The organism is Enterobacter cloacae complex sp. P13B (assembly GCF_014895915.1).
Taxonomy (GTDB): domain Bacteria; phylum Pseudomonadota; class Gammaproteobacteria; order Enterobacterales; family Enterobacteriaceae; genus Enterobacter; species Enterobacter bugandensis.
In genome coordinates, this window is the sequence record NZ_JADBQN010000002.1 from 75,940 (window position 1) to 89,004 (window position 13,065).

Here is a 13,065-nt window from a genome sequence, read left to right on the forward strand (position 1 = left end):
CCGTCCTGGTTCATCGTTGCTTGCCTGTGACGTAAATTTCTACGCAGCTATTTGGCGATATAAGGGAGATGGCGGTAGAATGAACCGTTTTCAATCCCAACGTAAGCAAAAATATACGATGAATCTGAGTACTAAACAAAAACAGCACCTTAAAGGTCTGGCACATCCGCTCAAGCCTGTAGTCATGCTTGGCAACAATGGTTTGACCGAAGGGGTGCTTGCCGAGATTGAACAAGCGCTGGAACACCACGAGCTGATCAAGGTGAAAATCGCCTCTGAAGACAGAGACACTAAAAACCTGATCGTGGAAGCCATCGTGCGCGAAACCGGCGCCTGTAATGTACAGGTCATCGGTAAAACGCTGGTGCTCTATCGCCCATCTAAAGAGCGTAAAATCTCGCTGCCACGCTAAGGATATCCTGAATCAATCACATTTTCTGTGTGAAACGAGGGATTTCTTTCAGCAGGCTCAGCAAAATGCCATGCTCCTTGAGTTGATAAAAGGCCGCTATGCGGCCTTTTTCTTTTCTTTACAATGTATCAACATCTTAGTAGAGAAGCGAATTACAGGTATTCAACCTTGATAATTTCGTATTCCACTTCACCGCCAGGGGTGCGGATGGTGACAACATCGTCCTGCTCTTTGCCAATCAGGCCGCGAGCAATGGGTGAGTTCACCGAAATCAGGTTCTGTTTGAAGTCTGCTTCATCATCGCCCACGATGCGATAGGTTTGCTCTTCATCGTTGTCGAGGTTCAGAACGCTGACGGTAGAACCAAAGATCACGCGACCGTTGTTAGGCATTTTGGTGATATCGATAACCTGCGCATTAGACAGTTTCGCTTCGATATCTTTAATGCGCCCTTCACAGAAACCCTGCTGCTCGCGCGCCGCATGGTATTCAGCATTCTCTTTCAGGTCGCCATGCTCACGGGCTTCCGCGATAGCGGCGATGATTTCAGGGCGACGCACGGATTTCAGGAAATCCAGCTCTTCGCGCAGTTTTTCGGCACCACGTAAGGTCATCGGAATAGCTTGCATTTGTTATACCTCTTAAACATTCCTGTTGGGAGCAGTGTTCCCTGCTCCTGCCCCCCGAAGCGGGCAAGAAGCAAAAAGAAAACCGACCCGGGAGCGACGCCCCAGGTCAGCAGCAATTTTTCAATTTGATACGCATTTTACCGCGAAGTTCACTATGGGTCATCGTTTACTTTGCAGTGCCATGCACCGTAGTATGACGGTTTGTTTTCGGGTTGTTAGCGCGAGATTATGCGATTTTCCAGTTTTATCATCGGATTGACTACCAGTATAACGTTCACCGCCCAGGCCGCGAATGTTGATGAGTACATTAATCAGCTCCCCGCAGGCGCGAACCTCGCCCTGATGGTGCAGAAGGTTGGCGCACAGGCTCCCGAGATTGACTATCACAGTCAACAGATGGCGCTGCCTGCCAGTACCCAGAAGGTGATCACTGCCCTCGCCGCCCTGCTCCAACTCGGGCCTGACTTCCGTTTTACCACCACGCTTGAAACCAAAGGTAACGTCGACGGTGGCGAACTGAAAGGCGATCTTATCGCCCGTTTCGGTGGCGATCCCACCTTTAAGCGCCAGGATATCCGCAACATGGTAGCGGTGTTGAAAAAATCCGGCGTGACAAAAATCGATGGCAACGTGCTGATCGATACCTCCATTTTTGCCAGCCACGATAAAGCACCAGGCTGGCCGTGGAACGACATGACGCAGTGCTTTAGCGCCCCGCCAGCCGCCGCGATTGTTGACCGCAACTGCTTCTCGATCTCCCTTTACAGCGCGCCCAAGCCAGATGATTTAGCGTTCATTCGCGTGGCATCTTACTATCCGGTGACCATGTTTAGCCAGGTGCGAACGCTGGCTAAAGGCTCCCCGGATGCCCAGTACTGCGAACTGGACGTGGTGCCTGGCGATCTTAACCGCTACACCCTCACCGGCTGCCTGACGCAGCGCGCCGATCCCCTGCCGCTGGCCTTCGCGATTCAGGATGGCGCAAGCTATGCGGGTGCGATTCTCAAGGATGAGCTGAAGCAGGCGGGAATAACCTACTCCGGCACGCTGCTACGCCAGACGCAGGTCAACCAGCCCGGAACGGTCATTGCCAGCAAACAGTCGCCACCGCTGCACGATTTGCTGCGAATTATGCTGAAAAAGTCTGACAACATGATTGCCGACACCGTGTTCCGCATGATTGGCCACGCGCGTTTCGGCGTGCCGGGAACCTGGCGCGCGGGCTCAGACGCTGTTCGTCAGATCCTGCGCCAGCAGGCGGGAATCGATCTGGGTAACACTATCGCCGTTGATGGTTCAGGATTATCGCGTCATAACCTGATTGCCCCGGCCACCATGATGCAGGTGCTTCAGTACATTGCACAACATGACACTGAGCTAAACTTTATCTCAATGCTGCCGCTTGCCGGACACGACGGTTCGCTGCAGTACCGCGCCGGGCTTCACGCAGCAGGTGTGGATGGCAAAGTCTCCGCGAAAACAGGTTCACTGCAGGGGGTGTATAACCTGGCAGGGTTCATCACGACCGCCAGCGGACAGCGCATGGCATTCGTGCAGTATCTTTCCGGCTATGCCGTCGAACCGACCGACCAGCGCAACCGCCGTATTCCACTGGTTCGCTTCGAAAGCAGGCTTTATAAAGACATCTACCAGAATAACTAGCGATGAAACTACTTATAGTTGAAGACGATCTGTTATTACAGGAAGGACTGGCTCTGGGACTCGCCAATGAAGGCTATGCCCTGGACTGTGCCGGCACCGCGGCAGAAGCAGATGCCCTGATCCAGAGCGGCGAATACAGCCTGGTGATCCTTGACCTAGGCTTGCCGGACAAAGACGGCGCGACGCTGCTTACCCAGTGGCGTCGCCGGGGCATCGCCAATCCGGTGTTAATCCTGACGGCACGCGACGCCATTGAAGATCGTATTACCGGCCTTGATGCTGGCGCCGATGATTATCTGGTGAAGCCCTTTGCGCTTGCAGAACTTCAGGCTCGGGTGCGAGCGTTAATACGCCGTTATCAGGGCCATAGTGATAACTTACTAACCGACGGGGACATTACCCTGAATCTGCAAACCCAGCAGGTATTGCGCCAGTCCCAGCCCGTTGAAGTCACACCAAAAGAGTTCGCCTTGCTGACGCGTCTGATCATGCGCAGCGGACAAACGGTACACAGAGAAACCCTTCAGCAGGATATCTATTCCTGGCAGGACGATCCGGGGTCAAATACCCTGGAAGTACACATCCACAACCTGCGTCGTAAGCTCGGCAAAGACCGGATTAAAACCGTCCGCGGCGTTGGCTACCGCCTGGAGAGCCAGAAATGAACAGCATGCGTCGGCGATTAATGGTGTTGCTGGCGGTCATTCTGTTATTTTTCCAGCTGATAAGCGTCATTTGGTTGTGGCACGAAAGCCGCGAGCAGATTGGCTTTCTGGTGAACGAAACGCTGTCGGCAAAATCGCGTAACAACCACGTCGAGAAAGAGATCCGCGAAGCGATTGCCTCGCTGCTGGTTCCTTCCCTGGTGATGGTTGGGTTTACGTTGTTTTTCTCGTTCTGGGCGGTCACCTGGATTACCCGACCGCTGAATAAACTGCGCGTGAGCCTGGCTAACCGTTCGGCGGATAACCTAACTCCACTTCCTATGTATTCCGACATGGAAGAAATCGGCGCCGTTACCACCTCGCTCAATCAGCTACTCGCCAGGCTGGACAGTACCATTCAGCAGGAGCGTCTCTTCACGGCTGACGCCGCCCATGAACTGCGAACGCCTCTTGCCGGAATCAGGCTCCATCTGGAGCTCATGGCCCAGTCAGGCTCTACACAGGCCACGACGCTCATCAGCCGTATTGACCAGCTAATGCACACCGTTGAGCAACTGCTGATGCTGGCCCGTGCAGGACAGGCAATGGCGAGCGGCCACTATGAAACCATCAACTGGACGGACACCATTATCACGCCTCTTGGTCTTGAGCATGAAGCCAAAGAGCATACGGTGATTTGGCCTGCTAAAAGCGCGCTCACGGTTCAGGGAGACGCGGTACTGCTGCGGCTGATGCTGCGCAACCTGCTGGAGAATGCCGGGCGCTACAGCCCGACAGGCACCACGATTACCGTGACGCTTACCGATGTCGAAGGCGGTACGCAGCTCAGCGTTATCGATCAGGGGCCTGGTATTGACGAAGCGCATCGACAGTCGATCACGGAGCCGTTCCGTCGCCTCGATCAGCGTTACGGCGGCAGCGGCCTGGGCCTGAGTATCGTACAGCGCATCCTGCAGCTTCATCACGGTAAGCTGATGCTGGAGAATGGTGCTGAAGGCGGCCTGATAGCAAGCTGCTGGCTGCCCTCAACGCTGGAATGAAAAAAGCCCCCTGATGGGAGCTTTGGACAGATATTAGTGCTTGTAGATGAACTCGACGCCTTCTTCGTCGTCTTCATCCCAGTCATCGTCCCAGTCGTCTTCCTCTTCCGCTTCCAGCTCTTCGAGCTGCTGGCGGTGGTAGTCATCCCACATGAATTCGACTTTTTCTGGCTGTTTCGCTTCTTCAGCCTGAACGACAGGGTTCTCGATGATGAAGGTCATCACATCCCAGCACAGATCTTTCACGCCAACCTGACTTGCCGCGGAGATAAGGTAGTATTTATCTTCCCAGCCCATCGCTTCGGCAATCGCTTTGGCTTTCGCTTCGGCTTCCGCTTTATCCATCAGGTCGATCTTGTTGAAGACCAGCCAGCGTGGTTTACTCGCCAGTTTTTCGCTGTATTTTTCCAGCTCACCGATAATGATACGGGCGTTTTCAACCGGATCGGAACCGTCGATCGGATCGATGTCGATGAGGTGCAACAGTACGCGGCAACGCTCAAGGTGCTTCAGGAAGCGAATACCCAGGCCAGCCCCTTCCGCAGCGCCTTCAATCAGGCCCGGAATATCGGCGACCACAAAGCTCTTCTCGTTATCCATACGGACAACGCCGAGGCTTGGTACCAGCGTGGTAAACGGATAGTCCGCTACTTTTGGCTTGGCCGCAGAGACGGCGCGAATAAAGGTCGATTTACCTGCGTTTGGCATACCCAGCATGCCCACGTCAGCCAGCAGCATCAGTTCAAGTTGCAGGTCGCGCTTATCACCCGGGGTACCCATCGTTTTCTGGCGCGGGGTACGGTTAACGGAAGATTTGAAACGGCTGTTACCCAGACCGTGCCAGCCGCCTTTTGCGACCATCAGGCGCTGACCGTGTTTGGTCATATCGCCCATGGTTTCACCGGTGCCCTGATCGATAACGCGCGTACCAACCGGAACCTTAATGGTCACGTCTTTACCGCGTTTACCGGTACAGTCACGGCTCTGGCCGTTCTGTCCGCGTTCTGCGCGGAAGGATTTTTCAAAGCGGTAGTCGATCAGCGTGTTGAGGTTTTCATCCGCCTCCAGCCACACGTCACCACCATCGCCACCGTCACCGCCGTCAGGGCCGCCACGAGGAATATATTTTTCACGGCGGAAGCTTACACAACCGTTACCGCCATCACCTGCCACGACCAGAATCGTCGCTTCATCAACAAACTTCATTTTACTCTCCGTAACTCATTCGCCTGAGCGGGGGACTACTACGACCGCTTCATTTTTGCGCCAACGTCCCCAAAGACGATGACCAATGGCGGAATACATCGCGCCCGCAACCACGACAAACGCACCGAGATAGCCCAACAGGTTGAGCATCGGTCTGACGAAGACATCGGGCCAGGCCATTGATAACAAATCTGAAAATAACAGCGTAAACAGCGGGGTAAGCGTGATCAATGCGCTCACCTGTGCTGCCTGCCAGCGCGCCATCGCTTCCGCCAGCGCGCCATAACCGACCAGCGTGTTAAGCCCACAAAAAATGAGGCACGCCAGTTGCCAGTCGCTCAGCTGGGTAATGACGCCCGGCTTCGCTAACGGCAATAATGCCACTGTACACAAAGTGTACAGCAAAAAAAGGATCTGCTGTGAGGCCAGGCGACGCAATAACACCTTTTGCGCGACGCCATAGCTCACCCAGACCGTTGCTGCACCCACGCCGAAGATCACGCCCCAGGTGTAGTCCGTAAGCCGGGTAAAAATCTCGATCAGGCTGGTGTTGAAGAACATCACCAGGCCGCATAGCAGCATGCTTGCCCCGATAATCTGCGTCCCGCGCATCTTCTCTTTGAGGATGAACACGCTAGCGACCATCATGCCCACAGGCGAAAGCTGACCAATCACCTGAGACGCCGTAGGGCTCAAATACTGCAGGGAAGAGCTGAACAGGATAAAGTTACCGAACAGACCGCCCGTCGCAATGGCCAGTAACACCAGCCATCGAGGTTTGCGGAAGAGCCGTAGCGGTGGAAGCTTGCCTTTAACTGCAAGGATGGTCCCGAGACCAATGCTTGCCATCAGAAAGCGATAAAAGACCACCGTAGGCGGCTCCATCACTTCCAGTACCTGCTTCATTGCAATTGGCAGCGCACCCCAGCACATTGCGGTCGTGAGCGCCAAAAGAATACCAATGCCGGCCTGCTGCTTCATGCCCGTTTTCCCTACAGAAAATTTTCCGGGTTTCCAATGTAAAAAGCCCCGCAACACGTTGCGGGGCTTTAATCCGTTACCGGACCGAGAAAACCTTACTCAGCAACGATGCTGATGTATTTACGGTTGTTCGGGCCTTTAACTTCAAATTTCACTTTACCGTCTGCTTTAGCAAACAGAGTGTGGTCACGACCGCAACCTACGTTGTTGCCAGCGTGGAATTTGGTACCACGTTGACGAACGATGATGCTACCCGCCAGAACGGATTCGCCACCGAAACGCTTAACGCCCAGGCGTTTAGCTTCTGAATCGCGACCGTTACGTGTGGAGCCGCCAGCCTTTTTATGTGCCATTTAAATCTCTCCTCAGGTCTTAGGCGCTGATGCCAGTAATTTTCACATCAGTGAACCACTGACGGTGGCCCTGCTGCTTACGGTAGTGTTTACGACGACGAAACTTAACGATTTTAACTTTCTCGCCACGACCGTGTGCAACAACTTCAGCTTTGATAACGCCGCCATCAACGAAAGGAACGCCGATTTTGACTTCTTCACCGTTTGCGATCATCAGAACTTCTGCGAACTCAACAGATTCGCCAGTTGCGATGTCCAGCTTTTCCAGGCGAACGGTCTGACCTTCGCTTACTCGGTGTTGTTTACCACCACTTTGGAAAACCGCGTACATATAAACTCCGCTTCCGCGCACGTCCTCGTATGAATCAGAGTGCGCTATAAATATTCACAATAGGGCGCGAATATTACGCAAAACGCGAGCCTTTGACAAGTGCTACCGTCAATACATGAAGAAAAAAAACACAACACGTACGGTAACGTTTATCTGAGCCGTTTTTTCAGTACAATCAGCACTACTATTGATAAACCGAAACCCTTCGTTACCCCATTGAAGATGGGATCAACAGGATATAAAGCCCGGCTTTTGCGATGAATTTAGAAAAAATCAACGAGTTAACCGCGCAAGATATGGCGGGTGTAAATGCAGCAATCCTGGAGCAACTCAACTCTGACGTTCAGCTGATCAATCAGTTGGGCTATTACATTGTCAGCGGCGGCGGTAAACGCATTCGCCCGATGATTGCCATTCTGGCTGCCAGAGCCGTTGGCTATCAGGGAAATGCCCACGTGACGATCGCCGCGCTGATCGAATTTATTCACACCGCGACGCTTCTGCATGACGATGTTGTGGATGAATCCGATATGCGTCGTGGCAAAGCCACGGCAAACGCTGCCTTCGGGAACGCCGCCAGCGTTCTGGTCGGGGACTTTATCTATACCCGCGCCTTCCAGATGATGACCAGCCTGGGCTCTCTGAAAGTGCTCGAGGTGATGTCCGAAGCCGTCAACGTCATCGCTGAAGGCGAAGTGCTGCAGCTGATGAACGTCAATGACCCCGATATCACCGAAGAAAACTACATGCGCGTTATCTACAGCAAAACAGCGCGCCTGTTTGAAGCGGCAGCCCAGTGTTCCGGCATCCTGGCTGGCTGTTCCGAGGCGCAGGAAAAAGGACTGCAGGATTATGGGCGCTACCTGGGTACTGCCTTCCAGCTGATTGATGATTTGCTGGACTACAGCGCGGACGGCGAAACGCTCGGCAAAAACGTTGGCGATGACCTGAACGAAGGCAAACCGACCCTGCCGCTGCTTCACGCGATGCGTAACGGAACGGCCGACCAGGCGAAAATGATCCGTGAGGCGATCGAACAGGGAAATGGCCGCCATCTTCTGGAACCGGTACTGGAAACGATGGCTATCTGCGGCTCGCTGGAATGGACGCGTCAGCGTGCTGAAGAAGAGGCTGACAAAGCCATCGAAGCTCTCCAGGTTATTCCAGACAGCCCATGGCGCGATGCTCTGATTGGTCTTGCCCACATCGCTGTTCAACGCGACCGTTAATCTTGCACCCACCTCCCCGTATCCATCGCGGGGAGGTTCAAAAACGCACCAGTAAATTCCGCATTCATGTAAATGAATCGGGTTAAAGCCCGCATGAATAAAGCCATGTCTTATTCTGAATATCCCTTCAAGTAACGCGAACTTTTTAGAACAAGAAGTCGAAATGGGTATAGTAAGCCAGTCGTTTCAGAAGAAACGGCGTAGGTGAATCCGAACTTAAGGACAGCGTTATGGATACGAAATTTATCGACTGGCATACGGCAGATATCATTGCGGCACTGCGCAAAAGAGGTACGTCACTTGCAGCAGAGTCCCGCCGCCATGGTCTGAGTTCTTCCACCCTGGCCAACGCCCTGACCCGCCCCTGGCCAAAGGGAGAATTGATTATCGCGACGGCGCTGGAAACGCACCCGTGGGTGATCTGGCCTTCACGTTATCACGATCCTGTTACTCATGAATTTATCGACAGAACGCGCATGATGCGCCAGAGAAAAGCAAAAACAGAACCGCAGGGATAACGGTTTTTTGACAGGAATAGCAACCCCCCGGTCATTTCTGGCAGGGGGCTGCCGGAACGATTACTCGCCCTTCACACGCTCGATATTGGCACCCAGCGCGCGCAGTTTGTCTTCAATACGTTCATAGCCACGATCGATGTGATAAATACGATCCACCACCGTTGTGCCTTCCGCGATACAGCCCGCCAGCACCAGGCTTGCAGACGCACGCAGATCCGTTGCCATTACCTGAGCACCGGACAGTTTCTCAACGCCATGGCAAATCACGGTATTACTTTCGATCTCAGCATGTGCACCCATACGGATCAGTTCCGGTACGTGCATAAAACGGTTTTCGAAAATCGTCTCGGTAATCACACCGGTTCCTTCGGCAACCAGGTTCAGCAGAGTGAACTGTGCCTGCATATCGGTCGGGAATGCCGGATGCGGAGCCGTACGCACGGTCACCGCTTTAGGACGCTTGCCGTGCATGTCGAGGCTGATCCAGTCTTCACCAGTTTCAACATCGGCACCCGCTTCACGCAGCTTCGCCAGAACGGCATCCAGAGTGTCTGGCTGTGCATTACGGCAGACAATCTTACCGCCAGAGATCGCCGCAGCCACCAGGAAGGTGCCGGTTTCGATACGGTCCGGCAGAACGCGATACACACCGCCGCCCAGACGCTCAACGCCTTCAATGGTGATGCGGTCAGTACCCTGGCCGGAAATCTTCGCGCCCAGCGCCACGAGGAAATTGGCGGTATCCACGATCTCCGGTTCGCGCGCGGCGTTTTCGATGATGGTGGTACCTTCTGCCAGCGTTGCCGCAGACATGATGGTGACGGTAGCGCCTACGCTCACTTTGTCCATGACAATGTGCGCGCCTTTCAGACGACCGTTGACGGAGGCCTTAACGTAACCCTCTTCCAGCTTGATCTCTGCACCCAGTTTCTCCAGGCCAAAGATATGCAGGTCAACCGGACGCGCGCCGATGGCGCAACCGCCCGGCAGCGAAACCTGACCCTGACCGAAACGTGCCACCAGCGGGCCAAGCGCCCAGATAGATGCACGCATGGTTTTAACCAGATCGTAAGGCGCAGAGAAGTTGTTCACGTTGCTGGCGTCGATCCAGACGGAACCGTTGCGCTCAACTTTAGTGCCCAACTGGGTGAGCAACTTCATGGTCGTGTCGATATCTTTCAGCTTCGGTACGTTCTGAATTTCTACCGGCTCTTCCGCGAGCAGCGCAGCAAAGAGGATTGGCAGCGCGGCGTTCTTCGCGCCAGAAATTGTGACTTCGCCCTGGAGACGCGTTGGCCCCTGTACACGAAATTTATCCATTGTGTGCTCTCTTATAAATTCAACCGTGCTGCGGGCCTGTCGCCCTCAGCTCAAAAACCGTTTAGTTTGCGATCGCGTGCCCACTCTTGCGGGGTGAACGCTTTAATCGACAGGGCGTGGATGCGGTTATCCGCAATATATTCCATCAGCGGCGCGTACACAGCCTGCTGCTTCTTCACACGGCTCATACCGTCGAACATCTCACCCACAGCAATAACCTGGAAGTGACTGCCATCGCCAGTGACGTGGGCTTCCTGAAGGGAGAGTGCATTCATCAGCACTGTCTGGATTTCATGATTTTCCATGGGCTCTTAATCATCTGATAGTGAAAACAAGCCCAACATCTTAGAGCAAAGTGGCGTCGTCTTAAACAAGCAAAAAGCCCCGACGATGAAACTGTCAGGGCTTTCGGAAGTAACGCACTGAAAATATTAACGAGGCAGTACGTCCTGAGGCAGATTGTAGAGTTGCGCAAGGGTAACGACATTGTCACTCGCGCCATGAAGCATGACGCTTGTTCCCTGCTTTTTGCCCACGGCAACCAGATGGGCGAGCAGCGCAACGCCTGCCGTATCCACCCGCGTGACGTCGGTTAAGTCGATAAGCGTCACGCCCTGCATCGCCTCCTGGCGTTTATCCCACAGTGGGTTCAGCAGATCCTGGTCCAGCTCACCGGACAGCCTTAACGTCTCACCTTCACGCGACCAGCGGAGTTGCTGCGACATTACTTCTTCTCGTCCAGGGTAATTTTCTGACGAGCAATGGACTGCAGCTGTGCGGTCAGGCCATCAATGCCCTTGGTGCGCAGCAGGTCGCTCCACTCGTTTTGTTTAGTGGTGATCATGCTTACGCCTTCGGCGATCATGTCATACGCCTGCCAGTGGCCGGTCTGGCTGTTTTTACGCCACTGGAAATCCAGGCGCACCGGCGGACGGCCGTTAGGATCGATGATCGTTACGCGAATAGGCACGATGGTCGCATCACCCAGCGGCTGCTCCGGGGCGATCTGATAGGTCTGACCGTGGTACATCGCCAGCGCCTGGCCGTAAGCCTGCTTCAGGTATTCACGGAATGCGGCAAAATAGGCCTCACGCTGCGCCGGGGTGGCGTCTTTGTAATAGCGGCCGAGCACCAACGCTCCCGCATATTTGATCTGCACATACGGCAGCAGTTCCTGGTCAACCACGTCACGCAGATAGTCAGGATTCGCGCGAATTTTTGGCTGTTCGTTTTTGAGACGGTCGAAGGTTTTCTTCGCAGCTTCGTCCATCAGTTTGTACGGGTTGCTCTGATCCGCAGCATGTGCCGCAGTGAGAGGGGCAATGACCAGCATGGCAACCATTAACAGTCGTTTAAACATGAATGACTTCTCCTGAATTAATTCGCAGCACCAGGGGTCGGCGCAACGTTGGTATGGTCTTCACTCTGCGCAGGGGCATCGTCAGACTTTTTATCATCCCCTTTACTGTTGTAAAGGAACTGACCAATCATGTCCTCCAGCACCATCGCGGACTTCGTATCCTGGATAACGCTACCGTCTTTAAGGATAGTCGTTCCCAGCTCAGGATCTTCAAAGCCGACGTTAAGTGCCAGATATTGTTCACCCAGCAGGCCGGAAGTACGGATAGAAAGGGAGCTGGTGTCCGGAATGTGGTTGTAACGTTCTTCGATATCCATCGCAACGCGCGGCAGATACGTTTTCTCATCGAGCGTAATGTCAGATACGCGGCCGATCACCACGCCGCCAATGCGGACCGGTGAACGCGCCTTCAGCCCGCCGATGTTATCGAACGTGGCATAGATGCGATACGTCGGCTCGGTGCGTACTGAGGTGATATCCGCCGCTCTCAGGCAGATAAACAGCGCCGCCAGCAGCGCCAGCAGCAGGAAAACGCCGACCCAAATTTCATTTTTTCTCGTTTGCATGAACTCAATTCCCAAACATCAGTGCGGTGAGCACAAAATCCAGGCCCAGTACGGCCAGCGACGAATGTACGACAGTACGTGTAGTTGCACGGCTAATGCCCGCCGAGGTCGGGATGGCATCGTAACCATTGAACAATGCAATCCAGGTGACCGTAATGGCAAACACCACGCTTTTAATCAGGCAGTTAACCAGATCCATTCGCAGGTCGATGGCGTCCTGCATCGCGGACCAGAAGAAGCCGGCATCGATGCCTTTCCAGTGGACCCCAACCAGCGAACCGCCCCAGATCCCCACGGCGACAAACAGAATAGTCAGTAGCGGGAGCGAGATCACCCCCGCCCAGAAACGCGGCGAGATCACGCGACGCAGCGGATCGACCGCCATCATCTCCATGCTGGAGAGCTGCTCGGTGGCACGCATCAGGCCAATCTCAGCCGTTAATGCCGACCCAGCGCGTCCGGCAAACAGCAGTGCCGCCACAACCGGACCCAATTCGCGCAGCAGCGAAAGCGCCACCAACATTCCGAGGCTGGTTTCCGCACTGTAGGTTGTCAGAACAAGGTAGCCCTGCAGCCCAAGCACCATGCCGATAAACAGACCGGAAACAATAATGATGAGCATCGACAGTACGCCGACATTATAAAGCTGACGCACCAGCAGAGGGGCGTGCTTGCTAAACTCCGGCTTGCCGACCAGCGCGTTGAATAACATCAATCCGGCACGCCCGAACGTCCTGATGGTTTTTATGCCACGGTGTCCGAGAGCGGCCAACGCATTTAACAGCATGAGTGG

General features: G+C 54.3%; 17 protein-coding genes. 6 read left to right on the forward strand and 11 right to left on the reverse strand.

Features of this window, described 5'->3' with window-relative positions; genetic code table 11:
* Positions 1-118 precede the first annotated feature (118 nt).
* Positions 119-412 carry a ribosome assembly RNA-binding protein YhbY gene (gene yhbY, locus IM273_RS00655; RefSeq protein ID WP_003861814.1) on the forward strand — a complete coding sequence of 98 codons (294 nt, stop codon included), beginning with the start codon at positions 119-121 and terminating at the stop codon, positions 410-412.
* Between the two features lie 152 nt (positions 413-564).
* Here the strand turns inward: yhbY and greA are convergent, their stop codons facing one another.
* Positions 565-1,041, reverse strand: a complete 477-nt coding sequence (gene greA / locus IM273_RS00660; protein WP_006812122.1) for a transcription elongation factor GreA — start codon at positions 1,039-1,041, stop codon at positions 565-567.
* A 228-nt stretch (positions 1,042-1,269) separates the two neighbouring features.
* On the opposite strand from greA, the gene dacB reads away from it, so the two are divergent.
* From dacB to pmrB, 3 genes are read left to right on the forward strand one after another with little or no spacing between them, the layout of a single operon-like run.
* Entirely contained in the window at positions 1,270-2,703 is a 1,434-nt protein-coding gene (gene dacB / locus IM273_RS00665) for a serine-type D-Ala-D-Ala carboxypeptidase (RefSeq protein ID WP_028014554.1), read from the forward strand.
* Between the two features lie 2 nt (positions 2,704-2,705).
* A complete protein-coding gene (gene pmrA / locus IM273_RS00670) occupies positions 2,706-3,368 on the forward strand; it encodes a two-component system response regulator PmrA (RefSeq protein WP_028014555.1) in 663 nt (220 codons plus the stop codon).
* Positions 3,365-4,408, forward strand: a complete 1,044-nt coding sequence (gene pmrB, locus IM273_RS00675; protein WP_193050497.1) for a two-component system sensor histidine kinase PmrB — start codon at positions 3,365-3,367, stop codon at positions 4,406-4,408. The genes pmrA and pmrB overlap by 4 nt, the downstream gene beginning before the upstream one ends.
* Positions 4,409-4,441: 33 nt before the next feature.
* Here pmrB and cgtA read toward each other — a convergent pair whose 3' ends face one another.
* The 4 genes from cgtA to rplU form a co-directional block, all read right to left on the reverse strand.
* The gene (gene cgtA, locus IM273_RS00680; RefSeq protein WP_014885381.1) at positions 4,442-5,614 is read right to left on the reverse strand and encodes an Obg family GTPase CgtA; all 1,173 of its coding nucleotides are present in this window, start codon (positions 5,612-5,614) and stop codon (positions 4,442-4,444) included.
* Between the two features lie 15 nt (positions 5,615-5,629).
* On the reverse strand, positions 5,630-6,595 hold the full coding sequence (locus tag IM273_RS00685; protein ID WP_028014557.1) for a DMT family transporter: 966 nt from the start codon (positions 6,593-6,595) through the stop codon (positions 5,630-5,632).
* Positions 6,596-6,690: 95 nt separating this feature from the next.
* A complete protein-coding gene (gene rpmA / locus IM273_RS00690; protein WP_004385076.1) occupies positions 6,691-6,948 on the reverse strand; it encodes a 50S ribosomal protein L27 in 258 nt (85 codons plus the stop codon).
* A 19-nt stretch (positions 6,949-6,967) separates the two neighbouring features.
* Positions 6,968-7,279 (reverse strand): 50S ribosomal protein L21, encoded by a 312-nt coding sequence (rplU, locus tag IM273_RS00695; RefSeq protein ID WP_003025032.1) that lies wholly within the window; start codon positions 7,277-7,279, stop codon positions 6,968-6,970.
* 257 nt (positions 7,280-7,536) lie between these two features.
* Between rplU and ispB the strand changes: the two genes are divergently transcribed.
* Positions 7,537-8,508 (forward strand): octaprenyl diphosphate synthase, encoded by a 972-nt coding sequence (gene ispB / locus IM273_RS00700; RefSeq protein WP_028014558.1) that lies wholly within the window; start codon positions 7,537-7,539, stop codon positions 8,506-8,508.
* Between the two features lie 230 nt (positions 8,509-8,738).
* Entirely contained in the window at positions 8,739-9,026 is a 288-nt protein-coding gene (sfsB, locus tag IM273_RS00705; RefSeq protein WP_028014559.1) for a DNA-binding transcriptional regulator SfsB, read from the forward strand.
* A gap of 60 nt (positions 9,027-9,086) precedes the next feature.
* On the opposite strand, the gene murA is transcribed toward sfsB, so the two are convergent.
* From murA to mlaE, 6 genes are all read right to left on the reverse strand, one after another.
* Positions 9,087-10,346 (reverse strand): UDP-N-acetylglucosamine 1-carboxyvinyltransferase, encoded by a 1,260-nt coding sequence (gene murA, locus IM273_RS00710; protein ID WP_028014560.1) that lies wholly within the window; start codon positions 10,344-10,346, stop codon positions 9,087-9,089.
* Between the two features lie 50 nt (positions 10,347-10,396).
* Positions 10,397-10,651 (reverse strand): BolA family iron metabolism protein IbaG, encoded by a 255-nt coding sequence (gene ibaG / locus IM273_RS00715; RefSeq protein WP_008501458.1) that lies wholly within the window; start codon positions 10,649-10,651, stop codon positions 10,397-10,399.
* Positions 10,652-10,777: 126 nt separating this feature from the next.
* On the reverse strand, positions 10,778-11,071 hold the full coding sequence (gene mlaB / locus IM273_RS00720) for a lipid asymmetry maintenance protein MlaB (protein ID WP_028014561.1): 294 nt from the start codon (positions 11,069-11,071) through the stop codon (positions 10,778-10,780).
* Entirely contained in the window at positions 11,071-11,706 is a 636-nt protein-coding gene (gene mlaC, locus IM273_RS00725; RefSeq protein WP_028014562.1) for a phospholipid-binding protein MlaC, read from the reverse strand. Before mlaC ends, mlaB begins: the two co-directional genes overlap by 1 nt.
* A gap of 17 nt (positions 11,707-11,723) precedes the next feature.
* Entirely contained in the window at positions 11,724-12,272 is a 549-nt protein-coding gene (gene mlaD / locus IM273_RS00730; protein ID WP_041911946.1) for an outer membrane lipid asymmetry maintenance protein MlaD, read from the reverse strand.
* Positions 12,273-12,276: 4 nt separating this feature from the next.
* Positions 12,277-13,059, reverse strand: a complete 783-nt coding sequence (gene mlaE / locus IM273_RS00735; protein ID WP_028014564.1) for a lipid asymmetry maintenance ABC transporter permease subunit MlaE — start codon at positions 13,057-13,059, stop codon at positions 12,277-12,279.
* Positions 13,060-13,065 lie beyond the last annotated feature (6 nt).

What these genes read in the sequence shown, in the direction of transcription:
- murA (WP_028014560.1), bottom strand. Translation starts at nt 10,346, where the DNA reads ATGGATAAATTTCGTGTACAGGGGCCAACGCGTCTCCAGGGCGAAGTC.
- rpmA (WP_004385076.1), bottom strand. Translation starts at nt 6,948, where the DNA reads ATGGCACATAAAAAGGCTGGCGGCTCCACACGTAACGGTCGCGATTCA.
- mlaE (WP_028014564.1), bottom strand. Translation starts at nt 13,059, where the DNA reads ATGCTGTTAAATGCGTTGGCCGCTCTCGGACACCGTGGCATAAAAACC.
- sfsB (WP_028014559.1), top strand. Translation starts at nt 8,739, where the DNA reads ATGGATACGAAATTTATCGACTGGCATACGGCAGATATCATTGCGGCA.
- ispB (WP_028014558.1), top strand. Translation starts at nt 7,537, where the DNA reads ATGAATTTAGAAAAAATCAACGAGTTAACCGCGCAAGATATGGCGGGT.
- IM273_RS00685 (WP_028014557.1), bottom strand. Translation starts at nt 6,595, where the DNA reads ATGAAGCAGCAGGCCGGCATTGGTATTCTTTTGGCGCTCACGACCGCA.
- mlaD (WP_041911946.1), bottom strand. Translation starts at nt 12,272, where the DNA reads ATGCAAACGAGAAAAAATGAAATTTGGGTCGGCGTTTTCCTGCTGCTG.
- yhbY (WP_003861814.1), top strand. Translation starts at nt 119, where the DNA reads ATGAATCTGAGTACTAAACAAAAACAGCACCTTAAAGGTCTGGCACAT.
- dacB (WP_028014554.1), top strand. Translation starts at nt 1,270, where the DNA reads ATGCGATTTTCCAGTTTTATCATCGGATTGACTACCAGTATAACGTTC.
- mlaC (WP_028014562.1), bottom strand. Translation starts at nt 11,706, where the DNA reads ATGTTTAAACGACTGTTAATGGTTGCCATGCTGGTCATTGCCCCTCTC.
- pmrB (WP_193050497.1), top strand. Translation starts at nt 3,365, where the DNA reads ATGAACAGCATGCGTCGGCGATTAATGGTGTTGCTGGCGGTCATTCTG.
- cgtA (WP_014885381.1), bottom strand. Translation starts at nt 5,614, where the DNA reads ATGAAGTTTGTTGATGAAGCGACGATTCTGGTCGTGGCAGGTGATGGC.
- rplU (WP_003025032.1), bottom strand. Translation starts at nt 7,279, where the DNA reads ATGTACGCGGTTTTCCAAAGTGGTGGTAAACAACACCGAGTAAGCGAA.
- mlaB (WP_028014561.1), bottom strand. Translation starts at nt 11,071, where the DNA reads ATGTCGCAGCAACTCCGCTGGTCGCGTGAAGGTGAGACGTTAAGGCTG.
- pmrA (WP_028014555.1), top strand. Translation starts at nt 2,706, where the DNA reads ATGAAACTACTTATAGTTGAAGACGATCTGTTATTACAGGAAGGACTG.
- greA (WP_006812122.1), bottom strand. Translation starts at nt 1,041, where the DNA reads ATGCAAGCTATTCCGATGACCTTACGTGGTGCCGAAAAACTGCGCGAA.
- ibaG (WP_008501458.1), bottom strand. Translation starts at nt 10,651, where the DNA reads ATGGAAAATCATGAAATCCAGACAGTGCTGATGAATGCACTCTCCCTT.